Genomic DNA, 26459 nt, shown 5'->3' with positions numbered 1-26459 from the left:
CTGGATCCGGGGAAGAACCGGGCGGAGCAGAGAGGGCCGCCGTTGCCATCGACGGCATCGAACACATCGCGGATCGCGGCGGTGACCATACGACTCTCGTGCCAATTGGTCATGGAAGGGCAAATGGGCCTTCCAGCACTGGAAGCTCAAATGCCCATCGTGTCACGGTTTCGAGAGATGCAAAGTGTCGCTTACAGCGACATGGTTTCGCGATATGAAATCAGCACGATAACGATCGGGCACAGCAAAGCCGCAAACCCCAGTCCGGCGCGCCGCCAAGGAAGCCATCCGCGACGCTGCGCAAGTCGCAGCGCTCCCGCCATTATGATCATCACCCCCAGAGCCATATGATAAAGCCATTTGGCGTGAGCGTTGCTGCCGATCTGTTCATGGACGATGAACGTGGCTCCCAGAATTATGTAGCCAATGGGCCAGACCAGGGTTGCACGGCCCCCTCGAGGCCCCGCTTTCCATTCGCCCGCGCCCGTGGCGGCAATCAATGTCGCGAACGCAAAGTGATGAAGCTGTTGCGGCTAGCGCAGAGCCCAGTGCAGCATCAGAAGGGCATCGTCGACGCCGGCTTGAAAGACGATGTAAAGTGCAAGCGTCGCCCCCGCCGCCAAAAGAAGGAGCGGGATGCCGATCCCGGGAACCGCCGCGTCGCGCCGCTGCGCCTGCTAAACGACGAGCGCCGCGATGGGAAACGAGAACGCGCCGATCAGCCAGTGACCGATGGAAATGAGCAGAGACATCGTGTCGGGATCGTGGGGCACGGGTGAACCTGTGAATTGACAAAGCTGTTCTTGGTATGCGGACGGATACTTATTCGCCGAACAAAATATCGCCACGCGCGACAGGCCGGCAGCCTTAGCCCCGTCTGCGCCGGAGAACTGCCCAGATCAGGGGAAGGCCCGTCACCAGCCCAAGGGCCGCGATGACCCAGGTCATCGGATCGCCGCCGCTCATCGCCGCCGTGCCCAGATGCGACAGGACGAAACTGGCGGGCACGATCCCGGCCAGGGTCGCGACGGCGAAGCGCCAGAAATGGATCGCGCTGAGGCCCGCGGCATAGCTGACGATATCGAACGAAACGAAGGGCATGAGACGGCTGAGAAAGACCGCCAGCGTCAATGCGTTTTGCGACCCGACAAGGCCGCGTTCGACGCCGTCGCCAAGCCAGCGCCGGATCGTTTCCCGGCCGAGGAAGCGGGCCAGTGCAAACGCGATCAGGGCACCGGTTTCGGCCCCCGCAACGACCAGCATGGTGCCGTAGACGTGACCGTATGCGGCACCCGCCGCCATGGCGATCGGCGCGCTGGGGATCGGCGACGCGACGACCGCCACGATCATCGCCAGGACAATCACGGCAGGGCCCCAAGCTCCGGCGCGGGCGACCAACCTTTCGATATTCTCGCGTTCGGCAAGGCTGCGGAGGTCGGCGATCACGGGCGCGTCCCAGAAGACGACCACCGCGACACCCGCCAGGGCGAGCGCCAAAAAGGCCCCGAAACGAATAGTCCTGGCAGATGTCATGCGGTATGCATCGTCAGATCGACGGCTCGACAACGATCTGATGGGCGATGCCATTCGTTTGCGTTGTCGATATTGTTTCCAACGTATTTGGGTCCAGCAGACGCACGTTCGCATCTTCGCTGCTGCTGACCATCAGTCCATCACCTGTCAAGGCCATGTGGTAGGGACCATCCATCTGCACCGCCGTACGCGCGCCGGTCGCCCTGTCGATCCTGACGACACGACCCCGACCGAGCGCACTTGCGTAGATCGCGGAAGAGTCGGCCTGAACACCATGAAGATTGCCGCCGATCTCGTATCTCTCGACAATTTCGCCGCTATCCGCGTCGATCAGGCTGACGAAACCGGCATCGGCTTCTGCCGCGACAAGAAGACGTTCGTCGGTCAGCAGTTGGAGATGCTTCGGCCCGGTTTCCAACGGGAGGTTGCGGGCCACGAAGCCCTTGGCTGGATCTACTTCGCTGATCGTCGCATTTCCGGCGTTGGAGACGAAGAACCGACCCGTCCGTGGGTCGGCGACCGCGTATTCCGGGTTCGGACCGGTCGCGATTGGTCCCGCTGCGACACCTTCCGCGATATCGATGATCGATATACCGCCCAAGGTCGGGTGCGTGACAAGCGCGTATGTCTCGGACGGGTCGACGGCGACATGATGAACGATGCCCGCCACCGATACCTTGCGGACCGGTGCGTAGGTGTCCGCATCGCGGATCGTGACGATGCTGGTATCGTTGGAGCCGGTGATACTATTGCTCGGACCATGATGCGCGTCATGTTCGGCATCGGTCATCTTTTCATCGCCGTCCATAGTGATTTCCGCATTTTCGCCGCTGTCGGACATGGACCCCATTCCGATCGAATGGGAAGACTCCAATACCGGTAGACCGGTTCCTTTCGGAGCCGTCGATAAGCTGCCCGCGATCAGAAACTTCATGTCGGGGGCCAGCGCAAGGCCGTGAACATTTTCGACCCCGTCTATGCGCGCGACGACCGCACCATCATCGGCAAGGTGCAGGATCGAGTCCGCGTCTCCCTCGGGAATGAAGACATCTGCGGACGCAACTCCGGCGGTCAAGGCTGTCGCGGCCGCGAAGAGAAGCATATTTCGCATGGTAGTTCCTTTCGTACGAATTGATCGATGACATGGTGCTTCCCGTGCCGGAAGCTCAAGGATCGGACAGGTCACAGACTTGTCATTCTGTCCGAAGCCTTTGTGCACACGGACCGACTTGACCTTCCCGCAGCGGAACCCGTCAGGCAGCCGTGGAAAAGGTGAGATCATGATTCCCGAACTCGGACATTTTGCGCTGACCCTCGCATTGATGGCGGCCGTGGTGCAGTCCGTCCTTCCGATGCTGGGCGCCGCACGGAACAATGCGCTTTGGATGCAAAGCGCCGTGACCACATCCGTGGTGCAGGTGGCGTTAGTTGGCGTCGCATTCCTGGCGCTCATGCGGTCCTTCGTCGTCAGCGATTTCACCGTGCGGAACGTGGTGGAAAACTCGCATTCGTTGAAGCCCATGCTCTTCAAGGTCGCGGGCACATGGGGCAGTCACGAAGGATCACTGGTTCTTTGGGTCTTGATCCTTGCGATCTTCGGAGCAGGGGTCGCGACGCTGGGGCGCAACGTGCCCGATGGTTTGAAAGCCCGAACTCTGAGCGTTCAGGCCTGGGTCAGCGTCGGGTTCCTGACATTTCTTCTGTTCACCTCCAACCCGTTCGAACGCGTCTTCCCGCCACCGATGGATGGCCAGGACCTGAATCCGCTGCTCCAGGATGTCGGGCTCGCCCTGCATCCGCCGCTTCTCTACATCGGCTATGTCGGATTCTCGATCGTCTTCAGTTTCGCGGTCGCCGCGCTGATCGAAGGGCGCGTCGATCCGGCTTGGGCACGCTGGGTCCGACCGTGGACTTTGGCGGCGTGGATCAGCCTGACCGCCGGCATCGCGCTTGGCTCCTGGTGGGCCTATTACGAGCTTGGCTGGGGCGGCTGGTGGTTCTGGGACCCGGTCGAGAATGTCAGTTTCATGCCATGGCTTCTCGGCACCGCCCTGCTGCACTCCGCGATCGTGACCGAGAAGCGGGATGCGTTCAAAAGCTGGACGATCCTGCTGGCGATCCTGACATTCTCGCTGTCGCTGCTGGGCACCTTCATCGTCCGATCCGGACTACTGACCAGCGTGCACGCCTTCGCGGTGGACCCTGAGCGCGGGCTCTATATCCTTGGCCTGCTCGGCATCACCGTGGTCGGATCGCTGACCCTCTATGCCGCGCGCGCACCGAAACTCGAGGGCGGAGGGCTGTTCGCCCCGATCAGCCGCGAAGGCGGGCTTCTAGTGAACAACCTGCTTTTGGCGACCGCGACGGCCGTTGTTCTTTTCGGCACGCTCTATCCGCTGTTCGTCGAGGCAATCGCGGACGAGAAGATTTCGGTCGGGCCGCCTTTCTTCAACGCAAGCTTCATTCCGATCATGCTGCCGCTGGTCGCAATCATGGCGGTCGGACCCCTTCTGTCGTGGAAGCGTGCCGACTTGCCCGGCGTGCTGTCGCGGTTGAAATGGGTTGCCGGTCTGACGGCACTGGCGGCTTTGGGGGCGTGGTACGTTGATACCAACGGCCCCGCTCTCGCTGTTCTGGCGATAGCGGCGGCCGTGTGGCTTCTGTCTGCCACGCTCCGCGAATGGGCTCTTCGGATAAAGCTGGGCGCAGTGCCTCTGATCGCCAGCTGGCGGCGCGCAAGGGGACTGCCCCGCGCCGCGCATGGCATGACGCTGGCCCATGCCGGATTGGCAGTCTGCATCATTGGCTTCACCGGCTCCAGCGCCTGGAAGGAAGAGGTCATCAAGTTCGGCGAACCCGGCACGGAAGTCGCCATTGCGGGCTTCGATATCCGCTTTGAGGGGGTCGAGCGTCTGCGGGGGCCTAACTACATCTCCGACACCGGCACGCTGATAGTCACGCGCGGCGGTGAACCTGTCACGGTTCTGCGCCCCGAGCGGCGAAGCTATCCGGTCGCGAATTCGCAAACGACCGAAGCGGCCATCCGTTCGACGGTCGCGGGTGATCTATATGCGTCGATCAGCGCCCCGTCGGATGAGAAATCGCTTGCGGCCGGAAAATGGACCTTGCGCATCCTCTACGAACCGCTTGTCGGGTTCATCTGGCTCGGGACCGTAATGTTGGTCGTGGGCGGTATCCTGTCCCTGTCGGACCGCCGCCTGCGGGTCGGTGCGCCGCGACGTACGGTCGCGACGCCGCCGGTCGGCGCCACTCCGGCGGAATGATCGGATGGCCCGTTTTCTGATCGCATTGCCTGTCGTGGTCGCCTTGGTCATCGGCGCGGCTTTTTTCTGGGGGCTCGACCCCGACCGCGACCCCGGTGCCGTTCCAACGGTGCTGCTGTCCCAGCCCGCCCCGGAATTCGACTTGCCGCCGGTCGAGGGCGCGGGTGTTCCCGGTCTTTCCAGGGCCGATCTGTCGAACCTGGAAAGACCGGCACTCGTCAACGTGTTCGCATCCTGGTGCGTGCCTTGCCGGGCCGAACACGCGGTCCTGACGCGGCTGGTTCAGGAAGAAGGGGTCCCCCTCATGGGTCTGAACTACAAGGACAAGCCCGAGGATGCGGCCCAATGGCTGCGCGATCTTGGCAACCCCTACGACCGTATCGGGTCGGACCTGTCGGGACGGGCCGGGATCGAATGGGGCGTTTCCGGCGTCCCGGAAACGTTTGTGATCGATACGGCGGGCACTGTCGTTTATCGTCATGTCGGTCCGATCGTGGCGGCTGACGATCTGGCCAGGGTCAGGTCCGCGTTGGCAGCGGCAGCCGGAGCGGCATCATGAGGCATCTGATCTGCGCCGTCCTGTTTGCGGTCGTCGCCACCGTCGCGGCCGCTGTCGAACCCGACGAGATACTCGACGACCCCGCGCTTGAGGCGCGAGCGCGCGGTCTTTCGGCCGAGTTGCGTTGCGTCGTGTGCCAGAACGAATCCATCGACAGCTCGAATGCGGGTGTCGCGCGGGACCTGAGGCTTCTGGTGCGTGAACGGCTTGTCGCCGGAGACACGGATCAGGAGGTTCTGGATTACATCGTCGCCCGTTACGGCGATTTCGTTCTTTTCCGCCCTCCCTGGAAACCGACCACCTATGCATTGTGGCTGGCGCCGGCGGTTATCTTCCTGGGGGGAGCGATCGGCGTGACCGTGGCACTGCGCGGGCGGCGACAGCGGACTGGCGATGCCTTGTCCGAAGAAGAAACCGTGGAACTGGATGCTTTCCTGTCGCGTCAGGGGGACGGGCAATGATCTGGGTCTTCCTGATACTTCTCGCGATCCTCGCCGGAGCCGCTGTCGCGTTTCCGTCGCTGCGCGGGCCGAGCAACGACGTCAGTCGCGAAAAAAGCGCGATGGCGATTCTGACCGACCAGCTTGCCGAGGTGAGTCGGGATCGCGAACGTGAATTGATCTCGGACACCGAGGCGCAATCTGCCGAGGTGGAGATCAAGCGCCGGATGCTTGCCCTGTCGCGCAGCCCGGACCGCGGCCCGTCAACAACAGGTTCGGGGCGGGCGGCTGTCTTGGCCGCGGCGATAGCGATACCGCTTTTCGGTGCCGCGCTTTACGCGGTTACCGGGACGCCACAGGTGCCAAGCCTGACACTCGCGGATCGTGTAGCCGAACGCGCGGATGCCGCCGAGATCGCGGAACTTTCCGAACGGTTGCTCGAACGACTGGAAAGCGATCCGGATGGCGGCCCGACCGAAGGTTGGTTGCTTCTGGCGGGCGTCTACTCGCGGCTGGGCCAGCCCGACCAGGCCGCGCAGGCCTACGTGCGTGTGCTTGACCGACCGGATGCGACGTCTGCCACCTTCTCTCTTTACGCCGAAGCCCTGATCGGAGCCGAGGGCGGCATCGTCACCCCGGCGGCGGAAACGGCAATCGACCGAGCGGCGGCTCTCGATCCGAGCAATCCGGCCGCGACCTACTACAAGACAGTGGCGCTGGAACAGTCGGGTGCCCGGCAGGAGGCGCGCGATCTGTTGCTGAGCCGGCTGAATGCGGCGAACGGCTTCCAGCCGTGGATGGAAAGCTTCGTGGTGCGGGCGAATTATCTGGGTGACTTAGTCGGTGCCGAACCGATCTCGCTGACCGACTACGCGCCACTGATGCGCGGCCCGAGCCAGGATGACATCGCCGCCGTCTCCGAACTGAACGAAGAGGACCAAGGAGCCTTCATCCGGTCGATGGTCGACGGTCTGGCGGCGCGTCTGGAAGAGAACCCGGACGACCTTGACGGCTGGCTGAGGTTGGGGCGGGCCTATGACGTTCTCGGCGAGCTGGAGGAATCGATCTTGGCGTATGAGAGCGCGCAGAAATTAATAGAGAACCTTTCCCCCGACGACCCTCGGCGGATCGTCATTCGTGAAGCTCTCGGAAACTGAAACTCGAATCGATGAATAGGCTCATGACCGACAGAAGAACCTTCATCCGCGGTGCGGCTGCCGCGACGCTCCTGCGGCCGGGACTTGCCGCCGCGCATGTCGAGGCCGAACCGGTTGTGCCGACCTACGACGTGCCAGACGAGCATCTTCCGCAGCGGGTTTCAATCGAACATCTGGATCTGCGCCCCGATGAGATTCACGTATATCCATGGGAATTCGCACTCTATTGGACGCTGCCGGATCGGCAGGCCATCCGCTACACCGTCGGTGTCGGGCGACCGGGATTGTATGAGGAAGGCGAGTTCCATGTCGGAATGAAACGGCGTTTTCCCCGCTGGACACCGACGCCCGGAATGTTGCGCCGAGAGCCCGAACTTTACGAGAAGTACCGTGACGGCGTTCCGGGCGGTCTGGAAAACCCGCTGGGGGCGCGCGCGCTTTATCTTTTCCAACCCGGTCGCGGGGATACCCTTCTGAGGATCCACGGAACGCATCTGCCCGAAACGCTGGCCCGCGCGGTGTCCAATGGATGCGCACGCCTGATCAACGACCAGATCGTCGATTTCTACGATCGCGTGCCGATCGGAACGCGGGTCGTGCTGCATCCCCAACCTTCAAATTTCGGCGTATATTGAGCTTCCTTCGACGGTGGTGTTGGGTCGTCTGGATGCTTATCGCCATTCTGATCTCCGCCGTCCTTATGTCAGTGAACACCGCGGTCCACTACGTGGCATTGCGGAGGATTGCGGACGCGGTCGAGCCTGCCCTGCATCCGGGCCGATGTCTGGCACTGGGCGTGGCAGCGCTGACCGTCGCCCACCTTGTCGAGGCGCTGGTCTATGCGTCCGGGTTTTGGGTTGCGGTGCATAGTTTTGAGCTGGGCGATCTTCGCGCGACCGGCCGCGATCGTGGTGCCGATCTGACGTTCATAAACTACTTCTATTTCTCGATGGTGAATTACACGACGCTTGGTCGGGGCGATCTCATCCCGTCCGGGCATCTGCGCTTCATGGCTGCGCTCGAAGCGTTTCACGGATTTCTTCTGATAACCGCTTCGGGCAGTTTCCTGCTTCAGATCATGAGCGGCCGGAACCCCTTCGGTTCACGGGACTGACTCAGTGTTCCGCGACGACGCGATCGGATGCGGTATCCAGTGCTTTCATCACGGCGGCTTCGGTCAGTAGTTCGGGAAGGGCGATCCCTTCGGGTGCGCCCGGCCCGTAGACGGCGTCGAACGGTATGCCGTAGCGGCCATTGGCCTCCAGATACCGCCCGATTGCCGGATCCGGTCGCGTCCAATCGGCCTGCATCGCGATGACGTCCTGACGGGCCAGCGCCCCGGCCACCGCGCCGCGATCCAGGACAAGCGCCTTGTTCGCCTTGCAGGTCAGGCACCAATCCGCGGTGACGTCCACGAAGACCACATGGCCCTGGGATACGTGAACCGGGATTTCGGCGCGGTCGAAGGGCACCCAATTTGTGGCGATGGACGCCTGTGCGGTGTCCTGGGGCACAAGGACCGGAACCGCCAACGTCCCCGCCACGAGCGTCAGGGCGGCGCCGACGGCCAGATTGCGCGGCAGACGCGACGACAGGGCGAGAACGACCAGCAACAGCACCGAAGCGCCCGCGACGATACGGAACGTCGAAACGCCGGCCACGCTTGATAGCACCCAAAGCAGCCATGCCGCGGTCAGCGCCAGCAGCGACCCCAGCACGGCCTTGAGGCCGATCATCCACGGACCCGGCTTCGGCAAACGGCGCACAAGGCCCGGTCGTGCCGCAAGTGCAAGATGCGGAAGCGCAAGGCCGACACCCAGCGCGGTGAAGACGACGAAGACATCCAGCGCGCGGCCCGCCAAGGAGAAGGCGACCGCGGTGCCCAGCAGCGGGGCGGAGCAGGGGGTCGCGAGGATCGCGGCGAACGCACCGGTCGCGAAATCCCCGGCATGGCCCGACCGGCCTTCTTCGCGGGCAAGCCGCGTCATCCAGGATTGCGGCAGCGAGATCTCGAACACGCCAAAGAGATTTGCCGCAAAAAGGACGAGCACGACGATCATCGCCACCAGGAAGACCGGGTTCTGGAACTGCAACCCCCAGCCGACGGCATAGCCTGCCGCCTTCAGCGCGATAAGGGCGGCCGCCAGCAGCCACATGAAGGCCAGGACGCCCGATGCCGAGACAAGAAAGCCGCGTCGCACATGGTCTTCGCCACGGGCGCGTGCCTGCATCGCCGATGCGACCTTGATCGACAGGACCGGCAGGACGCAGGGCATGACGTTCAATATGGCACCGCCCAACAGGGCCACCAGGGCGATCCAGGCAAGCGTTCCGATACCGGGCGCGGCGGTCGCGATTGTGAAGGGCGGCGGCGGGGCGCGTTCTGTCCAATCGGGGACGATGGTACTTGCGCGGTCCCCGTCGGTGACGGTCAGGGCGATGTCACGGACGTCATCCTGACGGGCGAGTATCGGCACGCTGGCCCAGATCGTCCGGTCGCCGTCGCCCAGCCGGATATCCGGCGCGCCGAAGGCGGTGAAGCTGCCAAGCTCGGCGAAGACGTCGGGTGTCCTGAACGGGATTTCGGACTGGATCTGGACAATCAGCGTCTGGCCATCGGCATCCAGAAACGCTTGCGCGTCCCCCATCCCCGCGCCCCCCGCGTCCGGGACGCGGTTGCCCGCGGCCGCGATCAATTCGGCCGAAACGCGGTCGATGCCGGTTCCCGCCGGAATATCGAGCGCGAGATCGAAGCTCTCGGGCACACAGATATCGGAACAGACCAGCAAATCGACCGTCCCGGCCAGACGCGTCGGCACGCCCGGTTCCTGCAGCGAAATCCGCAGCGGGAAGGCGACTTCGTCCTTGTAGCCGAAGTTCTCGATCCCGAAGGCCCGGAACCGCTGGGGCGCGGGCCAGAGAAATTCGACCTCGGCCACGTTTTGCGATGCTTCCCACGTCACGGTCGGGGGAATTCCGACTTCGCCGGGCGACCGCCAGTAGGTCTTCCAGCCGTCCTGAAGGTCGATGCGAAGGGCTGCCGACAGGGTCGAGGCATCGGGCGCGATGCCGTCCTCCGCGACGAACAGCTGTGCGTCGATCGGCCCGCTCGATACGGTTTCCGATGTCGCTGCCTGCATCGGAGACGCCAGAAACAGTGCGACCGAAAGCGAACGGACAAGGTCTCGAGCCATCATTTCAAAACGCGATCCCTAGACAAAGCATCTTTCCACGCGTCCTTCCTGTCGTTCCAGTTCGATCAGGCTTCGAAGCCTGGCTTCGCCAACCACGCCGATCACCACGGTTCGCCCAACGACCATCGCTGGTGTGGCCGAAAATCGAAAAATCTGCGCAAGCGCCTTGCTACGCTCCAGTTCGTCCTCGATTTTGGGGCTGTCGATATCCCGTCGAAGCTGTTCATAGTCGACGCCGATGTCATCCGCGATCAACCGAAGAAACTCCGGCGTCGTGACGAACGCCGTGCGCAGCAAGCGTTCATAAAATTCGGTATATGCCCCTTGACGCTTCGCGGCCAGTGCGGCTTTCGCAGCCGCGATCGAAGTTTCGCCCAGAAGCGGGAGTTCGTGCCACGACACGGTGACGCCGCCCTCCTGCGCGATCCTGCCCAGGTCTCGGGTCAGGATCCGACAATAGGGGCAGTTGTAGTCCGAAAAGGACGCGACCGGGACATCGCCAGTGCCGGTATCTTCGAACAAGGTCGAACAGAGGTTGCGTTCGACCGTGGCGACCAATTCCGCCGGGATGGCAACCTTGTCCCGGTCCAGACCGACGAACGGATCGAAGCTGCCCGTCGATGAACTTCCACCGGCAATCTGGCGAAATCCATCGACCGGGGATGGTTCGAATTCAAATTCGGACCCGAACGCCGCCAGAATGTCCGGACCTTTCTGGAAGGCTGCGACCAGCGCTACGCCGCCCGCCGCCAGCAAAAGGTTTCTACGTGCTATCAAGAGGTTACCCAATCACCAGGATCATATCATCGCCGAGTGAAGTCGCATGGTCACGCGCCGCGCAGACGGTCCATTTCGGTGGATCGCGCCTGGGCAGGAACAGCGACGATTCTCTCCCGTTCTGCCTGTTTGACCTGTTCAGAACCCTTGCCGTGGCAGGATTTGCCCATCAGGCGATGCATCACCAGATGCGCACCCACACACAGCGCGATCGGCGCGAAAACACCCGCGTTGTTCCACGAGCCGGCGATCGTTCCGCCGGCAAGAAGAAACGACGCGACCGGCACGAGCATGATCGCGCAGCACGCCATCATGCCCCATTTCATGACGCGCGCCTGGATACCGCCGCTGGAAGTTTGGTCGTTCATTTTTAGAGCTCCTTTGTTCGCCGATGTTAATTCTGGCAAACTCCAGTGCGGGAAGGTCAAGCGGTTTAGGCCGCCACCGGTCACTCTGTCGTGATCGGAAAGGGTTTGACCTTCCAGCGTTGGAAGGCCGCAAGCGCAAAGAAAATGAATTGAGGAGCAGTCATGAACCAGGGTAATCCACCGTCGCGGCGGTCGGTTCTTATCGGACTTGCCTCGGCAAGTGCATCGGCGTTTCCGTTGGCCGGTGCCGCACAGTCACTAGCGACCCCGGCGTTACGCCGCAATGCGTCCAGCTTCAGTACCCATGGCTGGCAGGACTACTTCGATACGCGTCGGAACGGTGTCATCCTGTGCGACACGGTCGGGCGCTATGTCAACTACTGGTCCGAAGACGGTTCGATCCACAAGGTCTACCCAAGTTCCGTTCCGGAATCCGACGAGCTGACGCGGCTCGGTCGGACAGAAGTAATACGCAAGGTCGAAGGCCCAAGCTGGCGGCCCACGCCGTCGATGAAAGAGCGTAATCCCGAATGGCCGGATTACTGGGCGCCCGGACCCGACAACCCGCTTGGTACCCATGCGCTTTATTTGTCCTGGCAGTATTACCGGGTGCACGGAACGAATGACACGCGCAAGATCGGGCGGCGGTCCTCGAACGGCTGTATAGGATTGTTCAACGAACATATCGCCGAACTCTTCGGCATGGCGAAGGTGGGCACTCAGGTGCTTTTGATCTGACGCCGGCGGAACATCACTTGTTTGCGGGGCGGTCAATGGCTGCCCCGTTCCAATGTCGGGACATACAATGCCAACCAAACTCATCGCCGTCACGATCGCCATCGTCGTTGCAGCCGCGGGCCTTCTGTGGTGGGCGACTGCACCATCCCAGATGGCGGGTCATTCGATGACGCCCCCCGATACGACCGAACTGGCACTGGGCGCCCCCATCGTGGACGTTTCCTTGCCGGGCGAACTGGACCAGAAAGAGGAGTTGGGAAAGCGCGCGTTCGAGGCGGCTTGCGCCCAATGTCACGGTCAGAACGCGGCGGGACAGAACGGCGTGGCCCCGCCCTTGGTCCACAAGATTTATGAGCCTAGCCATCACGGCGACGAAGCGTTCTATCGCGCCATTTCCAATGGCGTCAGGTCGCACCATTGGGATTTCGGCAATATGCCACCGATCGAGGGACTGACGCGCGCCGATGTGGGCACGATCGTTGCCTATGTGCGGGCCCTGCAAAGTGAGAACGGGATCCAATAGTGCGCATCTCTACGCTCTTTCTCGTTTTCGCGTCGGTGATTGTATTGGCGGTCCTGTCCGCCGGGTCGCCCGTGCAGGCAGGCGGGCTGCATGCCGCTCAGTCGGAAAGTGCCGTCGAGCTTGGCGAACCAGGTGCAGCAAAGGTCCAAGATCAGATCGGAGCCGATGACTGTCACGACGCGCCGGAGTGCAACATCTCGGTAGTTCTCTCGTCGGCGTCGCACGGACAAGCGTACATCGCGGCATCGTCGAAAAAGCGCCGCGTGTCGCCGTCCCTGTTCAAGCTTCTGTATTCCATGACCGATCCTCCTGTCCCACGATCCCTGTCTTGAAGCACAAGACTTAAGATCCAGGAAATACAGGAAACTCCGAGATGAAACTGAAAACCATTCTGGCGGCTTCGGTCGCGACTAGCATCGGCATCGGCGCAGTGGCTCATACGGGTGCGACCGGCATCGTGCTGGAGCGGATGCAGGCCATGAGCGCGATGGGCGATGCGGTGAAATCCGTCACGCCGATCATGAAGGGCGAACAGAACTACGACGCCGACACGGTCAGGAAGGCCGCCGCCGTGTTCGAGGAACATGCGGGCACCGCGATGACCGAGCTGTTTCCAGAAGATAACGCGAACGAGAAATCCTACGTGAAAGACGCGATCTGGGAGGATTGGGACGAGTTCGAACGCATCGCGATGCGGCTGGAGACCTTGGCCCAGGGGCTTTCGAAAGCGGCGGATAACGGTCTGGCCGATGAAGAGGCGGCGCAAGCGGATATGGGGTCCATGATGGGCGGAGACACGGCCAGCATGATGGGTGGCGATGCGTCTGGCATGATGGGTGGCGGCTCGGCCGAAACCACGTTGGCCGAGATGGCGGACATGCCTGCCGACGAGGTGTTTTCCGAGCTAAGCCGCACTTGTTCGACGTGCCATACGCGGTTCCGGCTCGAGAAGGACTAGGATCATGCGGAAATTGCTTATCACCGCTGCGGTCTTTTCCGCAGCGGCCGTCATCGGCGTGGGCGCTGTGATCGCGTGGCCCGTCAAGAACGAGGTCGCGTCGATCGATCAGCCCGGTGATCCTCAGCGCGGTGCCTATCTGGCGCGCGCCGGGGGCTGCATCGCCTGCCACACGAACTGGGAGGAGGGCGGCAAGCCGCTTGCGGGCGGTGCGCCGCTCAAGACCGATTTCGGCACATTCTATCCGTCGAACCTGACGATGTCGAAAGACGCGGGGATCGGAGATTGGTCCGTGCAGGATTTCGCGGCGTCCTTGCGGCAGGGCGTCTCTCCGGACGGCGAGCCATACTACCCCGCCTTCCCCTATCCGTTTTACCGCAATCTGTCCGATCAGGACATCGCGGACCTCTGGGCCGCGTTCCAGACCGTGGCAGCGGTGGACGAACCGGCACCGGCACATGAGGTGGGATTTCCGTTCGATCAGCGCTGGGGCCTGAAGCTTTGGCGCGGGGCGTTTCTGGAACCGCCGCGCACTAAACCGGTCGAAGGCAGGTCCGAGGCGTGGAACCGCGGCCGCTTGTTGGTGGAAGGCGTGACCCATTGCGGGGCGTGCCATACGGGCAGGAACATCGCCGGCGCGCGCGTGCTGGACGAGAAGTTTCGCGGTTATGACGGGCTGCCCGGCGGAGGCAAGTCGCCCGCCATCACGCCGGAAGCGCTGCAAGACGGGGGCTGGAGCGTGTCGGACCTAGCCTATGCGCTGGAAACCGGGATCATGCCGGACGGCGATGCGTTCGGCGGGTCGATGGGCGAAGTGGTCACCTATGGCACATCCTTCATGACCGATGCGGACCGCGAAGCGATGGCGATTTACCTTCTGAACGAGGAGCAAGACGGATGAGAGCGACAAGACGCGCGTTTCTGGGTGGTGCCGTCGCAACGGCCGGCTTGCCTCTGATCGGTCCTGCGATTGCGGCCACGGCGCCAAAGGTCATTGAGCCAAAGCCCGTGTCACACCAGCTCGCCCCGGACGGTTACCCGAAAACGGCGGTCTGGGCCTATGACGGAGCGTCGCCGGGGCCGGAAATAAGGTTGGGGCAGGGCGCACGGCTGGAGCGGCGGCTGGTCAACGGGCTCGACCAGCCGACGACGATCCATTGGCACGGTATCCGTGTGCCCAACGGCATGGACGGCGTGCCCGATCTGACCCAAACCGCCGTCGCGCCGGGCGAAAGTTTCGACTACGCATTCGACGTGCCCGATGCCGGCACCTACTGGTACCACGCCCATTGGGCGTCGCCTGAACAGGTTGGGCGTGGATTGCACGGCCCGCTGATAATCGAGGAGGCCGAAAGCGCGCCGGATATCGACGCCGATCTGGTCCTGGCACTCGATGACTGGCTTCTGAACGAAGCGGCCCAGATCGAACCCAACTTCGCCATTCCGATGCAGATGTCGCATGGCGGCCGGATCGGAAACTTTGTCACCACGAACGCGCGCCATGATTTCACGCAGGATGTGCAGCAGCACCAACGGCTGCGGCTTCGGCTGATCAACATGGCGAATGCGCGGATTTTCCCGCTGGCGCTTCAGGGTCTGGACGGTTGGGTCGTCGCCTATGACGGGATGCCGCTCGCGCAGCCGGAAAAGGTGACCTCCGAACTTGTCATGGGGCCTGCGCAAAGGATCGATTTGCTGGTCGATGTGACCGCAGCCGAGGGCGGAGAAGCGTATCTCGTGCGGCTCGACGACGACGGCGGCATGGTCCAGGCGGCGTTTCCCGTGACCGCACGGGCGTCCCTGACCCGCCGGCCCGATCCCGTCGCTCTTCCCCCGAATCCGGGCCATGCGATGGGCACGCTCGGCTCGGCGCAGACGGTCCCGATGAAGATCGAGGGCGGCGCAATGGGTCGTTTGTCGCGCGCGAGTGTCGAGGGTCGCGAGATGGGATTCCGCGAGATGATCGGACAGGGCCAGTTCTGGGCCATGGCCGGGCAGGCCGGGCTGCACGACACACCGCTCGTCACCGCGAGCATGGGCGAGACGGTCCGCATCCCTATCGAGAACGACACCGTCTTTCCCCATGCCATGCACCTGCACGGCATGCATTTCAGAGAGGTGCTCGGCGATGGCGCGATGGGCCCGATGCGCGACACGCTATTGATCGCTGCCAGAGAGCGGCGCGAGATCGCCTTCGTCGCCGACAATCCGGGTGACTGGCTGTTCCATTGCCACATGCTGGGCCACGCCGCATCGGGAATGATGCAGTGGGTGCGTGTCGTATGAAGGTGTGGATCATCATGGCGGCCGGTCTGGCGGCGGTCACCGGGGCTGCGGGATTGCTGTTTGCGCAGGCCGATCTGGACCTTCCCAACGCCACCGGCGACCCCGTTGCGGGGGCGCAGCTCTACGCCGAGAATTGCGCGAGTTGTCACGGCGCGAACCTTGAAGGGCAAGCCGACTGGCGTTCGCCCGGACCCGACGGTCGCCTTCCGGCGCCGCCCCATGACGAGACTGGCCACACATGGCACCACGGCGATGCGATGATCTTCGCCTACACCAAACAGGGCGGGGCGGAGACGATGAAAGCAGCCGGGGTCGATGACTTCGACAGCGGCATGCCGGCCTTCGGCGATATCCTGAGCGATCAGGAGATCTGGGACATCATGGCGTTCCTCAAATCGACCTGGCCCGATCGCGTCAGGGATGTGCAAGCGGCCAGAACCGCCTCGGAATCATAAGGACTGAACCATGAAGAAATTGCTCGTTCTGGCGCTTTTGGCGCTGACCCCGATGACTGCCGTTGCGCAAGATCGCTCGGACGAAGATATCAAGCGTCTGGCGCTCGAGGCCATTCTGGAGCGGCCTGAGATATTGATGCAGGCGATCCAGCTTCTGGACCAGCGCGAAGCCGCGGCGCAAAGGTCCGCTGCCGCCAAGGTTCTCGAACAGGAGCGCGATCTGCTTGAGAACGATCCCAATGCCCCCGTGCTTGGCAACCCGGACGGGGATGCCGTGGTGATCGAATTCTTCGATTACAATTGCCCCTACTGCAAACGAGTCGCGCCGGATGTGAAAGCGCTCGTCGAACACGACGAAGATCTCAAGGTCGTCTATCGCGAATGGCCAATCCTGGGAGACGGCTCGGTCTTCGCGGCGCGCGCGGCGCTCGCCTCACGCGAACAAGGGCTTTACGAGCCGTTCCACTGGGCCTTGATGGAGTTGGCCGGTCGGGCCGACGAGGCGACAGTCATGGCGGCTGCGGAAGACGTGGGGCTCGATACCGACAAGCTTCGGGACGACATGGACGCAGCCGAGCTCGATCAACATATCGAAACGTCCATGCGGCTTGCACAATTGCTTGGCTTCAACGGGACGCCGTCCTTTGTGATCGGCGACGAACTCGTGCCCGGCCTGGTGCCGCTGGAACGGCTTGAAGACCTGGTCGAAGCCGCGCGTCAGCAATAGGAAATGCCGGGGCGGGTGCTCAGGCGGCGACAGTCGCCGGGTAGCCCCTCGCCGCGAGCGCGTCGATGATCTTCTGGTCGCTTGCGGCGCTTTCCAGCGATACGATCTTGTTGCCCAAATCGATATGCGGCGTGGCAGCAGAATCCACGGATGCGATCGCCTGTTCGACCGCGGCCCTGCAATGGCCGCAATTCATGCCGGGAACGTTCAGGATGGTCATGGTCGGTCCTTTCTTTCGCTTGCCGGATATATGGGACGCTCCAGCGCTGGAGGGTCAAGCGGACGGAGTTGTGATTTTGCATCCTTGACCTTCCAGTAAGGGGAAGCCCTATCTCTGGCCTATGCCTTACGAAGGAGCGTCGCCCGTGGCCCAAACATTCAGTACGATCCAGTTGACCGGGCTGAGCTGCGCGTCCTGCGTCGGTCGCGCCGAACGGGCAATTGCATCAGTTCCGGGCGTCGATTCGGCGAATGTGAACCTTGCCGACGGAACCGCTCGGGTCGCGCCGGCGGCTGCCGATCTGGGGGACATTGCCGAAGCCCTTCGGTCTGCCGGATATCCGGCGGAAACACGGGTGGAAACATTCGAGGTCGAGGGCATGTCATGCGCGTCCTGCACGGGCAGGGTCGAACGGGCGCTGGCGGCGGTATCCGGTGTGATCGCGGCGCGCGTGAACCTTGCGACCAATGCGGCGGAGGTCGAATGGCTCGCTGGCGCGACCACACCGGAGGAAATCGCCCGGGCGGCGGAGGAGGCAGGCTATCCAACGGCGCTGCGCGTTCGCGGTGACTTGTCGACCGAACACGAAGATCGGGCGACGAAAGAGACGCGAACCCTGTTGCGTCAGACTATAATCGCCGCCGTTTTGACGTTGCCGGTTTTCCTGCTTGAAATGGGGGGGCATCTGGTTCCCGGCTTCCGCGACACCCTCGACGCGACATTCGGCCGCCAGACCCTTTGGATCGTGCAGTTTGCGCTGGTCACGCTGATCCTGGCTTGGCCCGGTCGGCGCTTCATCACGAAGGGTGTGCCCGCCCTGCTCCGTGCGGCACCGGACATGAATTCGCTCGTGGCGCTTGGAACATTGGCGGCGTGGGGATATTCGACAGTCGCGACTTTCGCCCCGTCGATACTGCCGCCCGGCAGTGTCGCGGTCTATTTTGAGGCCGCGGCCGTGATCGTCACACTGATCCTGACCGGACGGTATCTGGAGGCGAGGTCAAAGGGGCGGACGGGCGCGGCGATCCGGTCGCTGATCGCCCTGAGACCGGGCACAGCTCGGGTCGAGCGACAGGGAAAAACGCTCGATATTCCCGTCGCCGACGTGGTCAGGGGCGACATGATCATCGTGCGCCCCGGGGAACGAATTGCTGCGGATGGCGAGGTCACTTCGGGACGATCCTTCGTCGACGAAGCCATGCTCACGGGCGAACCGCTGCCTGTTGAAAAACTCGCAGGCGTGCGTGTGACCGGCGGCACCGTCAACGGCACGGGTGCCTTGACCTTCCGCGCGACGGCCGTGGGCGAGGACACGGTGCTGGCTGGTATCGTCAGAATGGTGCAGGACGCGCAGGGCGCGAAGCTTCCGATCCAGGCCGCGGTGGACCGCGTCGTGCGCTGGTTCGTCCCCGCCGTTCTGGGGATCGCGGTCCTGACCGTCGTGGCTTGGTTGACCTTCGGCCCCGATCCGGCACTTGGTCTTGCGCTGGTGGCGGGCGTGTCGGTCCTGATCATCGCCTGCCCCTGCGCCATGGGTTTGGCTACACCCACATCGGTCATGGTCGGAACCGGGCGCGCCGCCGAACTGGGCGTGCTCTTCCGCCGGGGCGATGCGTTGCAGAGGCTTCAGGAAGTCCGCACGATTGTCTTCGACAAGACCGGCACCCTGACCGAAGGCCGTCCGGAATTGACCGATCTGTCGGTCGGCGAGGGCTTTGAGGAGAACGATGTCCTGAGGCTGGTCGCATCGGTGGAGGCGATGTCCGAGCACCCGATCGCGGAGGCCATCGTGCGGGCCGCCGAATTGCGCGGTCTGGACCTGTCGGGGGTGCGCGGTTTCGAAAGCATCACCGGTCTCGGTGCCCGCGCCACGGTCGACGGGCGGACCGTTCTGGTCGGCGCGTCCCGTCTGATGCAGCGCGACGGCATCGCGACCACGGCGATGGACCGAGCTGCGGCTGCAATCGGGGCAGGGGGGCGCACCCCGCTCTTTGTTGCAATCGACGGCAGCCTGGCAGCGACAATCGGCGTTGCCGATCCCGTCAAATCCAGTGCATCGGACACCGTGTCGAAGCTGAAGGGCCGCGGCCTAAGGGTCGCCCTGGTGACCGGCGATGCACGCGCCACGGCAGATGCCATCGCGCAGGAGCTCGGGATCGATCTGGTGACGGCCGAAGTCATGCCCGACGGCAAGGTCGCCGCAATCGAGCAGTTCCGGGAGCAAGGCCCGGTGGCCTTTGTCGGCGATGGCATCAACGATGCGCCCGCCTTGGCTGCTGCCGATATCGGCGTGGCAATGGGGACCGGTACGGACGTGGCTATCGAGACGGCCGATGTCGTGCTGATGCGGGGCGATCCGGCCGGCGTGTTGCGTGCGGTAGATGTCAGCCAGCGCACGATGCGTAACATTCGCCAAAACCTGTTTTGGGCTTTCGCATACAACACCGCGCTAATCCCGGTGGCCGCGGGCGTTCTGTGGCCCCTGACCGGGATGCTTCTGTCGCCGATGCTGGCCGCGGGCGCGATGGCGCTGTCCAGTGTCTTCGTCTTGTCGAATGCGCTTCGCCTGACCCGGGTTCAAACCGGCTCCGCCAAGGCCACGCCCAAGCGGCACAGCGCCAGTATCGTTCCCGAACCCGCAGAATGAAACAGAAAGGAGGCAAGGCATGAATATCGGAGAAGTTGCGATTGTGTCGGGACTGCCCGCCAAGACGATCAGGTATTACGAAGATATCGGTCTGGTTAAACCGCTGCGCGATACGAACGGATATCGCGCGTTCCGGACCCGCGACGCGCACAAGCTCACGTTTCTGGGTCGCGCGCGGGCGCTCGGCTTCTCGATCGAGGATTGCCGCAAGTTGCTTGCACTTTGGGCGGACGACACGCGTGCCAGTGCAGACGTGAAAGCATTGGCCAAAGATCATTTGAGTGCGATCGACGACAAGATCGCGGATCTCCAAGACATGCGTCAGACGCTCGACCACCTTGTTCGTGAATGCGCTGGTGACCATCGGCCCGATTGTCCGATCCTGCAAAGCATGGCCCGCCAGACCGTTATGAATTCAAAGGCATCAGGCTGATGTACTGGCTTCTGAGGCACCAAGATCATCATCGTCAATCTTCGACCCTAGGCTGCCGCGCGACTCAAGGAGGAAAAGCGAAAGTTTGGCCAACTTCTCATCGGCCAGTCGGAAACTGTCGCTCGCGTCTCCGCTTCGGTCTACCTGGCCGTCATTCGCGCCCCGCGATGAAAATCGATAGATCGCGGTTTCAGAAACCTCTCACGATTTTCTGATCGTGAACCATTGAACCTCTAGCTGGTGTAGGTCCTATCCTACTGCAAAGTATCTCGAATTCTTCGGCGACACCGGGCTGGATATTGAAGAGAGAAGCAGAGCATGCTGACAAGACGCCATTTCATCATAACGACTTCCGCGCTGTTTTCGGCCGCGGCAGCAGGCCCCGCGCTTTCCAGCACCCAGCCGACGGCAGCGGAGAAGGCCGCCTGGGACGCGCAGGTGTCGCCGCCGGGCTTTGATCCGGCGACCTCCAATCCGTGGGGCCTGGACCCGCGCTTCCTGCCACAGCGGGTCGTTGCGAACGACGGGCTGGCTCCGGGCGACATTCATGTCGATGCAGTGGCGCGGTATCTCTATCATATCGAGGAAGGTGGGACCGCGATGCGCTACGGGGTGGCCATCGGGCGGGGCGATCTCTATGAGCCGGGCACCTACACGATCAAGCGCAAGGTCGAGTGGCCGCACTGGACGCCCACCCAGTCGATGATCGAGCGCGAGCCCGAAGTCTACGCACAATACGAGGATGGAATGGAACCGGGTCCGAGCAATGCCTTGGGGTCGCGGGCGCTCTATCTCTATGTCGGAGACCGGGATACCTATCTGCGGATCCACGGCACGCCCTATCCACGGTCCATTGGCTCGCGGGCAAGTTCAGGGTGCGTCCGCATGGTCATGGCACACATCAACCAGCTTTACCCAAGGGTCGAACTCGGTTCGACCGCGTATCTTTACTCGGCCGACGACAGCGTATTCCCGCGCAGTTGAAGACGCGAAACCACGGCTTCCGGCGCAAAATGTTGTCGGAAGTCGTCCGATCAGATGGTTGCGAGCCGTCCTTTAGCGGCGGTCACGTTTCGGAGGGTGCACAAATCTGCTGGCCACCCGGTGTGCGAAGCGGAAGCTCGGTCGTCTCGACACGCCCGGCATGGCGATACCAGTAGCACCCGTCTTCGGGTCTCAGCCGCGCCATTGCAACATCCTGATCTGGTGCCGCCAAGGCAAAGAGTTGGGCCTGAAGGGCCTCTTGCTGACGTGTCTCGCGGGCTGTGCCGTCAAGCGTCGAGCACCCACCTAGGGCGAGCGTTGCCACCACAAAGCCTATCAGTCTGACGCGCATGGCCATTTTCCCATCGATTCCGGTTTCGGCGACAAGCTTTTTCATTCCCCTGTTCGATGAACAACGCAAATACGAGATTGGGTCTTGAAGCTCTAGCTACTGTAGGAGCTATCTCCATGTCTGAATTCGCAAGTTTGCAGGTCCGCCAATGCCTTCTGATCCTCATATTCACGATCGCGTCACCGCACATCGACAAGAGATTGGTGGTTGCTGCGGCAACGCACGCTATGACAAGGACATGCCGACAACCGCGACGACACCGGTGAAAGGACGCAGTTTCCAGGTGTCCGGTCTCGATTGCGCGGAAGAGATCGCGATTTTAGGTCGTGCCGTTGGACCCGAGATCGGCGGAAAGGGACATCTGGCCTTTGACGTGATCAACGGGCGCATGACCGTTCTGGACGGCGCCGAACCCGTCACCGATGCGCGCATCGCGGAACTGGTGGCAAGCACCGGAATGACTGCCCGTCCGTGGGATGCCGAAACGGCCTCGGAAGACCGGGCCGCCCATCTGGCGCGTCAAAGATGGTTCACAATGCTTAGCGGCGGGTTCTGGGCCGCGGGGTTTCTTTGGCACCTGATCGAAACGGGACTGGGCGGCGCGGTCGGCATATTCTCGGGCCATGGCGATGCCCCGATGCACCTGACCGAGGCAGGGCTGTTCGGGATCGCGATCCTGTTCGGGGTCTGGCTGGTCGCGCCCAAGGCGTGGTCCTCGGCGCGGCGGCTTTCGCCGGACATGAACCTACTGATGGTCGTGGCCGTCGCGGGCGCGATCGGTCTGGGCGAGTTCTTCGAAGCCGCAACGGTGGCCTTCTTCTTCTCGCTCTCGCTCTATCTCGAAAGTTGGAGCGTCGGGCGCGCGCGCAATGCGGTCTCGGCGCTTCTGGATTTGGCGCCGCCCACGGCACGGCTGATCCGGGCGGACGGTAGCGAAGCGGACGTTCCGGCAGCGGAAGTCGCCGTCGGGGACAGTTTCATCGTGCGCGGCGGTGACCGCATCGCGCTCGACGGCGAGGTGACGGACGGTGCCGGCGCGGTCGATCAGGCCCCCATCACCGGCGAAAGCGCGCTGGTCGCGAAGGAACCCGGCGACGAAGTCTATGCTGGCACGATCAACGGCGAAGGCACGCTGACAGTGCGCGCGACGAAACTCGCCTCCGATACGGTATTGGCAAAGATCATCCGCATGGTCGGCGACGCCCATGCCCGCCGCGCGCCGGTGGAACAATGGGTGGCGAAGTTCGCGCGCATCTACACGCCTGTGGTCATGGTTCTGGCAGTCACAATCGCGCTGCTTCCGCCGCTCCTTTTTGGCGGTGCTTGGGACTTCTGGTTCTACAATGCGCTGGTGCTTCTGGTCATTGCCTGCCCCTGCGCGCTGGTGATCTCGACGCCCGTGTCGATCGTCGCGTCGCTGACCGCGTCCGCGCGAGCGGGGGTTCTGATCAAAGGCGGCGCTTATGTCGAGGCCCCAGGCCGGACGACGGCGCTGGCGATGGACAAGACCGGCACGATCACGATGGGCGAGCCGGAGGTGGCGGGTATCCATCCGCTTGGTACTACCAGCGAAGCCGAACTCCTGTCCCTCGCGACCGCACTCGAAGCGCGTTCGTCGCACCCGCTCGCCCGCGCCATCCTGGACCGAGCCGCGCGGGACGGTTTGACCGTCGCCGCGGCGGACGAGACGCGCACGGTGCCCGGCCGAGGTCTGGAAGGGCAGGCCAATGGGCGGTCGATCTGGCTGGGTTCCGATCGCTTCGCCGAGGAAAAGGGTTTCGGCAACGCGATCCCCGGTGACCTTCGGAACCGAATCGAAGCGGGCGGATCCACGCTCGTGGCGGTCGGCGACGATGCCGGAGTCGTCGGCGTTCTGGAATTGCGTGACCGGATCAGGCCGGAGGCCAAGGGCGTCATCGCCGCACTGCACGCGCAGGGCGTGAACACCATCGTCATGCTGACGGGCGACAATGCACGCACCGCGCGGGCCGTTGCGGCCGAAGTCGGGATTGACGAGGTCCGCGCCGAGCTTCTGCCGGAAGACAAGGTCACGGCCATCGGGGAACTGGTCGCCAGGCACGACATGGTCGCGATGATCGGTGACGGGGTAAACGACGCCCCGGCGATGGCGCGGGCGCATTACGGCATCGCCATGGGGGCGGTCGGATCCGACGCGGCCATAGAGACGGCCGACATTGCCCTGATGACCGACGACATCGCCCGTGTTCCGTGGTTGATCGGCCATTCGCGCCGCACCATGTCGATCATTCATCAGAACATCGGCATCTCTCTGGTAACGAAGGCCGCGTTCGTCGTGGCCACCGCCTTCGGACTGGCGTCGATGTGGGGGGCCATCGCGGCTGATGTCGGCGTGTCGCTGCTGGTGGTCGCCAACGCTCTGCGTCTGCTGAACGCCGCCGGGCGCAAGTCACCGCCCGAGGGTGGCGAGCCGGTGGGTGAACGCATGGCACAGGGCGCGCTGGCGCACGGGCATTGATCCGGGCGCATTCTTGTGGCTTATCCGACGAAGTAGAGAACCTCGAAAACGGGGCATCCATCGATGCAGTATATCAGACTCACGAGACGGATTGCGCTGCTTGGCGCTGTGGCCACGCTTCTGTCGGCCTGTGCGACCAAGTTCCGCAGCTATGATGGCCCACAAGTCACGCGCCTGCGGCTCTTCAAGGGAAGGCGGTTGCTCGTTCTCGATGGCGCCGAAGGGGCGCTGCGCACTTATCCCATCGGACTGGGTTTCGCACCGATCGGTCACAAGCAGTTCGAAGGAGACGGACGGACGCCTGAGGGATCGTATGTCATCGACCGGCGCAATCCCGACAGCCGATTCCACCTGTCGATTGGTATCTCCTATCCGAACGCGCAGGACCGGGACTTCGCCGCCGCTGAAGGCAGATCGCCCGGGGGCGACATCTTCATTCACGGTGGGCCACGTCCCGGTATCGATCCGGTCGACAAGCGCGACTGGACGGCGGGCTGCATTTCGGTGACGGATCGGCAGATCGAGGAAATCTACTCCATGGTGCGGAATGGAACGCCTATCGACATTTACTCCTGACCAACCCTCGAGTTGTCTTTGCGTCGCTCGAGGACAGATGCCAGAAGCAGCAGCCCGACGCCGCAGACCACAAAGACATCCGCCAGGTTGAAGGCGGGCCAGTGCAGCCGCCCTACGTAGAAATCCAGGAAGTCAGTGACCCCGCCGAAGCGCACGCGGTCGATGACGTTTCCAAGCGCGCCGCCGATGATCACCCCATAGGCCAATGCCTCGATCCGGCTGTCCGAGCGATACAACATGACGGTCAGCCAGAGGCAGATACCAAGTGCGAGAAGCGCGAGGCCCCACCATGGCACACCGCCAAGCATACCGAAGGTCACGCCGTCGTTGCGCCCGAAGACGAGATTGAAGCCTGGGCCAACGGCGATTCCGGTGCCCAAGGCACCGGCATTCGCGACGACAACTGCCTTCGTTGCCTGATCGGCGATGATGGCAGCAGTCGCGATGGTCAGCCCCAGGGCGCGCGGGCTGTTCATATTCGTCATGATCTCATCCGAGCCAAACGTCGAGGAACAGCATGAGAACCAGCCCGACCGACAGGCCAAGCGTCGCGCGGTTCTGGTTTCCGCTCCGGTGGGTTTCGGGAATGATCTCGTGGCTAATGACGTACAGCATCGCACCGGCCGCGAAGGCGAGACCCCAGGGCAAAAGCGGTTGCGACAGGCTGATGATGCCGGCACCGATAAGCCCGCCGACAGGCTCGATCATACCGGTCAGAGCAGCGATGCCCCAGGCGCGCCACTTCGAATAGCCTTCGCCCAGCAGCGAAACCGCCACCGCGAGCCCTTCGGGCGCGTTCTGTAGGCCGATCCCGAGCGCGAGCGGCAGGCCGCCGGAAAGACCGTTGGCACCGAAGCCGACCCCGACGGCGAGGCCTTCGGGGAAGTTGTGGATCGTGATCGCGAAGATGAACAGCCACACACGCCGCAGGGCGATCGCGTCCGGCCCTTCGCGGCCCGTCGAGAAGTGCTCGTGCGGCAGCTTCTCGTTCAACAGAGCGACGGCGCCCATGCCGAAGAGGATCGCGACACAGACGATGGCGGCTGGCACGGCACCGTTCTCGAACTGACCTTCGGCTGCGTCCAGGGCCGGAATGATCAGCGAGAAGAACGACGCTGCCAGCATGACGCCGGCTGCAAAGCCGAGCGACAGGTCCCTCGTGGCTCGCGACGGGATACGACCGAACAGCACCGGTACTGCGCCGATTGCGGTCAGCGAACCGGCCGCGAGGCTTCCGAAGAAGCCGAGCGCTATCGGAGACAGTGATTCCAAATCGGATTCCCTTTAGTCCTTGGTCAGTTGCCGGGATAGCTGGCAAAAACCTCTGTCGAACCATCTTCATAGATCAGAAAGACATCGTAGGCATCGCGGCGACTGCCTTGATCCATGCCCGGAGATCCCAGCGGCATCTTTGGCACGGCGAGGCCCACGGCCTCCGGGCGTTCCTCAAGCAATCTGGATATGTCCGCAGCCGGGACATGGCCTTCGATCACGTAGCCATCGATCAGGCCCATATGGCAGGACACCATCCGCTGAGGAACGCCGTTGTCGAGCTTGAAGCGGACAAGAGTTCCACCGAACATGTCGTGCCCGGTCGTCTCGAAGCCGTTTTCGTCGAGATGGTTCATCCAGGCGACACAGCAGCCGCAGCTGTTGGTCTTGTAGACGTCGATCTGCGATTGCTCTGCGGAGACCTTCGCAAACGGAAAGAGTGCAAGGGCGCATGACAGGGCCATAATCGATCGTTTCAT

At 63.0% G+C, this 26459-nt stretch carries 30 protein-coding genes; 20 read left to right on the top strand and 10 right to left on the bottom strand.

Going from position 1 to position 26459, the window contains the following annotated elements; all coding sequences use genetic code 11:
- Positions 1-518 precede the first annotated feature (518 nt).
- Positions 519-779: a hypothetical protein gene (locus tag PAA8504_RS01685; protein ID WP_108892418.1), complete on the top strand. Its 261-nt coding sequence runs from the start codon at positions 519-521 to the stop codon at positions 777-779.
- A gap of 88 nt (positions 780-867) precedes the next feature.
- On the opposite strand, the gene PAA8504_RS01680 is transcribed toward PAA8504_RS01685, so the two are convergent.
- Positions 868-1533, bottom strand: a complete 666-nt coding sequence (locus PAA8504_RS01680) for a TVP38/TMEM64 family protein (RefSeq protein WP_108892417.1) — start codon at positions 1531-1533, stop codon at positions 868-870.
- 13 nt (positions 1534-1546) lie between these two features.
- Complete coding sequence (locus tag PAA8504_RS01675) at positions 1547-2752, bottom strand: YncE family protein (RefSeq protein ID WP_146190434.1); 1206 nt, start codon at positions 2750-2752, stop codon at positions 1547-1549.
- A gap of 61 nt (positions 2753-2813) precedes the next feature.
- Between PAA8504_RS01675 and PAA8504_RS01670 the strand changes: the two genes are divergently transcribed.
- Genes PAA8504_RS01670 through PAA8504_RS01645 form a run of 6 tightly spaced genes read left to right on the top strand, consistent with a single transcriptional unit; the run spans position 2814 to position 8087 of the window.
- Complete coding sequence (locus PAA8504_RS01670; RefSeq protein ID WP_108892415.1) at positions 2814-4817, top strand: heme lyase CcmF/NrfE family subunit; 2004 nt, start codon at positions 2814-2816, stop codon at positions 4815-4817.
- Between the two features lie 4 nt (positions 4818-4821).
- A complete protein-coding gene (locus PAA8504_RS01665; protein WP_091846738.1) occupies positions 4822-5376 on the top strand; it encodes a DsbE family thiol:disulfide interchange protein in 555 nt (184 codons plus the stop codon).
- Positions 5373-5837, top strand: a complete 465-nt coding sequence (locus PAA8504_RS01660; RefSeq protein WP_091846737.1) for a cytochrome c-type biogenesis protein — start codon at positions 5373-5375, stop codon at positions 5835-5837. Before PAA8504_RS01665 ends, PAA8504_RS01660 begins: the two co-directional genes overlap by 4 nt.
- Positions 5834-6973 (top strand): c-type cytochrome biogenesis protein CcmI, encoded by a 1140-nt coding sequence (ccmI, locus tag PAA8504_RS01655; RefSeq protein ID WP_108892414.1) that lies wholly within the window; start codon positions 5834-5836, stop codon positions 6971-6973. The genes PAA8504_RS01660 and ccmI overlap by 4 nt, the downstream gene beginning before the upstream one ends.
- Positions 6974-6996: 23 nt before the next feature.
- Positions 6997-7608, top strand: a complete 612-nt coding sequence (locus PAA8504_RS01650; RefSeq protein WP_108892413.1) for a L,D-transpeptidase — start codon at positions 6997-6999, stop codon at positions 7606-7608.
- A 32-nt stretch (positions 7609-7640) separates the two neighbouring features.
- Positions 7641-8087 (top strand): ion channel, encoded by a 447-nt coding sequence (locus PAA8504_RS01645; RefSeq protein ID WP_108892412.1) that lies wholly within the window; start codon positions 7641-7643, stop codon positions 8085-8087.
- A 1-nt stretch (position 8088) separates the two neighbouring features.
- On the opposite strand, the gene PAA8504_RS01640 is transcribed toward PAA8504_RS01645, so the two are convergent.
- The 3 genes from PAA8504_RS01640 to PAA8504_RS01630 all read right to left on the bottom strand — a co-directional run bounded on the left by PAA8504_RS01640 (position 8089) and on the right by PAA8504_RS01630 (position 11312).
- Entirely contained in the window at positions 8089-10113 is a 2025-nt protein-coding gene (locus PAA8504_RS01640; protein ID WP_245897484.1) for a protein-disulfide reductase DsbD family protein, read from the bottom strand.
- A gap of 72 nt (positions 10114-10185) precedes the next feature.
- Positions 10186-10944, bottom strand: coding sequence for a DsbA family protein (locus PAA8504_RS01635; RefSeq protein WP_181375661.1), 759 nt, complete (start codon positions 10942-10944; stop codon positions 10186-10188).
- Positions 10945-10994: 50 nt separating this feature from the next.
- Positions 10995-11312 (bottom strand): DUF2933 domain-containing protein, encoded by a 318-nt coding sequence (locus tag PAA8504_RS01630; protein ID WP_108892409.1) that lies wholly within the window; start codon positions 11310-11312, stop codon positions 10995-10997.
- A 162-nt stretch (positions 11313-11474) separates the two neighbouring features.
- Here PAA8504_RS01630 and PAA8504_RS01625 point away from each other — a divergent pair, with 162 nt between their 5' ends.
- The 8 genes from PAA8504_RS01625 to PAA8504_RS01590 all read left to right on the top strand — a co-directional run bounded on the left by PAA8504_RS01625 (position 11475) and on the right by PAA8504_RS01590 (position 16999).
- Entirely contained in the window at positions 11475-12050 is a 576-nt protein-coding gene (locus PAA8504_RS01625) for a L,D-transpeptidase (protein WP_108892408.1), read from the top strand.
- Between the two features lie 67 nt (positions 12051-12117).
- Positions 12118-12573 (top strand): c-type cytochrome, encoded by a 456-nt coding sequence (locus PAA8504_RS01620; protein ID WP_108892407.1) that lies wholly within the window; start codon positions 12118-12120, stop codon positions 12571-12573.
- A complete protein-coding gene (locus tag PAA8504_RS01615) occupies positions 12573-12905 on the top strand; it encodes a hypothetical protein (protein ID WP_108892406.1) in 333 nt (110 codons plus the stop codon). The genes PAA8504_RS01620 and PAA8504_RS01615 overlap by 1 nt, the downstream gene beginning before the upstream one ends.
- Before the next feature lie 41 nt (positions 12906-12946).
- On the top strand, positions 12947-13531 hold the full coding sequence (locus PAA8504_RS01610; protein WP_091846728.1) for a c-type cytochrome: 585 nt from the start codon (positions 12947-12949) through the stop codon (positions 13529-13531).
- 4 nt (positions 13532-13535) lie between these two features.
- Positions 13536-14432 carry a c-type cytochrome gene (locus PAA8504_RS01605; RefSeq protein ID WP_091846727.1) on the top strand — a complete coding sequence of 299 codons (897 nt, stop codon included), beginning with the start codon at positions 13536-13538 and terminating at the stop codon, positions 14430-14432.
- Positions 14429-15817 carry a multicopper oxidase family protein gene (locus tag PAA8504_RS01600; RefSeq protein WP_108892405.1) on the top strand — a complete coding sequence of 463 codons (1389 nt, stop codon included), beginning with the start codon at positions 14429-14431 and terminating at the stop codon, positions 15815-15817. The genes PAA8504_RS01605 and PAA8504_RS01600 overlap by 4 nt, the downstream gene beginning before the upstream one ends.
- Complete coding sequence (locus PAA8504_RS01595) at positions 15814-16272, top strand: c-type cytochrome (RefSeq protein ID WP_219928885.1); 459 nt, start codon at positions 15814-15816, stop codon at positions 16270-16272. Before PAA8504_RS01600 ends, PAA8504_RS01595 begins: the two co-directional genes overlap by 4 nt.
- A 10-nt stretch (positions 16273-16282) precedes the next feature.
- The gene (locus PAA8504_RS01590) at positions 16283-16999 is read left to right on the top strand and encodes a DsbA family protein (protein ID WP_108892404.1); all 717 of its coding nucleotides are present in this window, start codon (positions 16283-16285) and stop codon (positions 16997-16999) included.
- A gap of 19 nt (positions 17000-17018) precedes the next feature.
- On the opposite strand, the gene PAA8504_RS01585 is transcribed toward PAA8504_RS01590, so the two are convergent.
- Positions 17019-17219, bottom strand: coding sequence for a heavy-metal-associated domain-containing protein (locus tag PAA8504_RS01585; protein WP_108892403.1), 201 nt, complete (start codon positions 17217-17219; stop codon positions 17019-17021).
- Between the two features lie 145 nt (positions 17220-17364).
- On the opposite strand from PAA8504_RS01585, the gene PAA8504_RS01580 reads away from it, so the two are divergent.
- From PAA8504_RS01580 to PAA8504_RS01570, 3 genes are all read left to right on the top strand, one after another.
- Positions 17365-19866, top strand: a complete 2502-nt coding sequence (locus PAA8504_RS01580) for a heavy metal translocating P-type ATPase (protein ID WP_245897483.1) — start codon at positions 17365-17367, stop codon at positions 19864-19866.
- Between the two features lie 19 nt (positions 19867-19885).
- Positions 19886-20299 carry a Cu(I)-responsive transcriptional regulator gene (gene cueR, locus PAA8504_RS01575; protein WP_108892401.1) on the top strand — a complete coding sequence of 138 codons (414 nt, stop codon included), beginning with the start codon at positions 19886-19888 and terminating at the stop codon, positions 20297-20299.
- A 318-nt stretch (positions 20300-20617) separates the two neighbouring features.
- On the top strand, positions 20618-21283 hold the full coding sequence (locus tag PAA8504_RS01570) for a L,D-transpeptidase (protein WP_108892400.1): 666 nt from the start codon (positions 20618-20620) through the stop codon (positions 21281-21283).
- A gap of 82 nt (positions 21284-21365) precedes the next feature.
- On the opposite strand, the gene PAA8504_RS01565 is transcribed toward PAA8504_RS01570, so the two are convergent.
- The gene (locus PAA8504_RS01565) at positions 21366-21635 is read right to left on the bottom strand and encodes a hypothetical protein (RefSeq protein ID WP_108892794.1); all 270 of its coding nucleotides are present in this window, start codon (positions 21633-21635) and stop codon (positions 21366-21368) included.
- A 148-nt stretch (positions 21636-21783) separates the two neighbouring features.
- Here PAA8504_RS01565 and PAA8504_RS01560 point away from each other — a divergent pair, with 148 nt between their 5' ends.
- Complete coding sequence (locus PAA8504_RS01560; RefSeq protein ID WP_108892399.1) at positions 21784-24132, top strand: heavy metal translocating P-type ATPase; 2349 nt, start codon at positions 21784-21786, stop codon at positions 24130-24132.
- Positions 24133-24195: 63 nt separating this feature from the next.
- Complete coding sequence (locus PAA8504_RS01555; protein ID WP_091846718.1) at positions 24196-24708, top strand: L,D-transpeptidase family protein; 513 nt, start codon at positions 24196-24198, stop codon at positions 24706-24708.
- On the opposite strand, the gene lspA is transcribed toward PAA8504_RS01555, so the two are convergent.
- Genes lspA through PAA8504_RS01540 form a run of 3 tightly spaced genes read right to left on the bottom strand, consistent with a single transcriptional unit; the run spans position 24699 to position 26459 of the window.
- Entirely contained in the window at positions 24699-25193 is a 495-nt protein-coding gene (gene lspA, locus PAA8504_RS01550) for a signal peptidase II (protein WP_236737128.1), read from the bottom strand. The two genes, PAA8504_RS01555 and lspA, sit on opposite strands and share 10 nt — an antisense overlap.
- A 4-nt stretch (positions 25194-25197) precedes the next feature.
- Positions 25198-25980 carry a ZIP family metal transporter gene (locus PAA8504_RS01545; RefSeq protein ID WP_091846717.1) on the bottom strand — a complete coding sequence of 261 codons (783 nt, stop codon included), beginning with the start codon at positions 25978-25980 and terminating at the stop codon, positions 25198-25200.
- 23 nt (positions 25981-26003) lie between these two features.
- Positions 26004-26459 (bottom strand): DUF411 domain-containing protein, encoded by a 456-nt coding sequence (locus PAA8504_RS01540; protein ID WP_091846716.1) that lies wholly within the window; start codon positions 26457-26459, stop codon positions 26004-26006.

Origin of the sequence: Palleronia abyssalis (assembly GCF_900302445.1) — a bacterium.
GTDB lineage: Bacteria > Pseudomonadota > Alphaproteobacteria > Rhodobacterales > Rhodobacteraceae > Palleronia > Palleronia abyssalis.
This window is presented reverse-complemented; position numbering and strand designations above follow the sequence as displayed.

Excerpts from the sequence above, each read along its gene's own strand:
- PAA8504_RS01685 (WP_108892418.1), top strand. The coding sequence starts at position 519 with ATGAAGCTGTTGCGGCTAGCGCAGAGCCCAGTGCAGCATCAGAAGGGC.
- PAA8504_RS01680 (WP_108892417.1), bottom strand. The coding sequence starts at position 1,533 with ATGACATCTGCCAGGACTATTCGTTTCGGGGCCTTTTTGGCGCTCGCC.
- PAA8504_RS01670 (WP_108892415.1), top strand. The coding sequence starts at position 2,814 with ATGATTCCCGAACTCGGACATTTTGCGCTGACCCTCGCATTGATGGCG.
- PAA8504_RS01665 (WP_091846738.1), top strand. The coding sequence starts at position 4,822 with ATGGCCCGTTTTCTGATCGCATTGCCTGTCGTGGTCGCCTTGGTCATC.
- PAA8504_RS01660 (WP_091846737.1), top strand. The coding sequence starts at position 5,373 with ATGAGGCATCTGATCTGCGCCGTCCTGTTTGCGGTCGTCGCCACCGTC.
- ccmI (WP_108892414.1), top strand. The coding sequence starts at position 5,834 with ATGATCTGGGTCTTCCTGATACTTCTCGCGATCCTCGCCGGAGCCGCT.
- PAA8504_RS01650 (WP_108892413.1), top strand. The coding sequence starts at position 6,997 with ATGACCGACAGAAGAACCTTCATCCGCGGTGCGGCTGCCGCGACGCTC.
- PAA8504_RS01645 (WP_108892412.1), top strand. The coding sequence starts at position 7,641 with ATGCTTATCGCCATTCTGATCTCCGCCGTCCTTATGTCAGTGAACACC.
- PAA8504_RS01640 (WP_245897484.1), bottom strand. The coding sequence starts at position 10,113 with ATGCAGGCAGCGACATCGGAAACCGTATCGAGCGGGCCGATCGACGCA.
- PAA8504_RS01630 (WP_108892409.1), bottom strand. The coding sequence starts at position 11,312 with ATGAACGACCAAACTTCCAGCGGCGGTATCCAGGCGCGCGTCATGAAA.
- PAA8504_RS01625 (WP_108892408.1), top strand. The coding sequence starts at position 11,475 with ATGAACCAGGGTAATCCACCGTCGCGGCGGTCGGTTCTTATCGGACTT.
- PAA8504_RS01620 (WP_108892407.1), top strand. The coding sequence starts at position 12,118 with ATGCCAACCAAACTCATCGCCGTCACGATCGCCATCGTCGTTGCAGCC.
- PAA8504_RS01610 (WP_091846728.1), top strand. The coding sequence starts at position 12,947 with ATGAAACTGAAAACCATTCTGGCGGCTTCGGTCGCGACTAGCATCGGC.
- PAA8504_RS01605 (WP_091846727.1), top strand. The coding sequence starts at position 13,536 with ATGCGGAAATTGCTTATCACCGCTGCGGTCTTTTCCGCAGCGGCCGTC.
- PAA8504_RS01600 (WP_108892405.1), top strand. The coding sequence starts at position 14,429 with ATGAGAGCGACAAGACGCGCGTTTCTGGGTGGTGCCGTCGCAACGGCC.
- PAA8504_RS01595 (WP_219928885.1), top strand. The coding sequence starts at position 15,814 with ATGAAGGTGTGGATCATCATGGCGGCCGGTCTGGCGGCGGTCACCGGG.
- PAA8504_RS01590 (WP_108892404.1), top strand. The coding sequence starts at position 16,283 with ATGAAGAAATTGCTCGTTCTGGCGCTTTTGGCGCTGACCCCGATGACT.
- PAA8504_RS01585 (WP_108892403.1), bottom strand. The coding sequence starts at position 17,219 with ATGACCATCCTGAACGTTCCCGGCATGAATTGCGGCCATTGCAGGGCC.
- cueR (WP_108892401.1), top strand. The coding sequence starts at position 19,886 with ATGAATATCGGAGAAGTTGCGATTGTGTCGGGACTGCCCGCCAAGACG.
- PAA8504_RS01570 (WP_108892400.1), top strand. The coding sequence starts at position 20,618 with ATGCTGACAAGACGCCATTTCATCATAACGACTTCCGCGCTGTTTTCG.
- PAA8504_RS01565 (WP_108892794.1), bottom strand. The coding sequence starts at position 21,635 with ATGCGCGTCAGACTGATAGGCTTTGTGGTGGCAACGCTCGCCCTAGGT.
- PAA8504_RS01560 (WP_108892399.1), top strand. The coding sequence starts at position 21,784 with ATGCCTTCTGATCCTCATATTCACGATCGCGTCACCGCACATCGACAA.
- PAA8504_RS01555 (WP_091846718.1), top strand. The coding sequence starts at position 24,196 with ATGCAGTATATCAGACTCACGAGACGGATTGCGCTGCTTGGCGCTGTG.
- lspA (WP_236737128.1), bottom strand. The coding sequence starts at position 25,193 with ATGACGAATATGAACAGCCCGCGCGCCCTGGGGCTGACCATCGCGACT.
- PAA8504_RS01540 (WP_091846716.1), bottom strand. The coding sequence starts at position 26,459 with ATGAAACGATCGATTATGGCCCTGTCATGCGCCCTTGCACTCTTTCCG.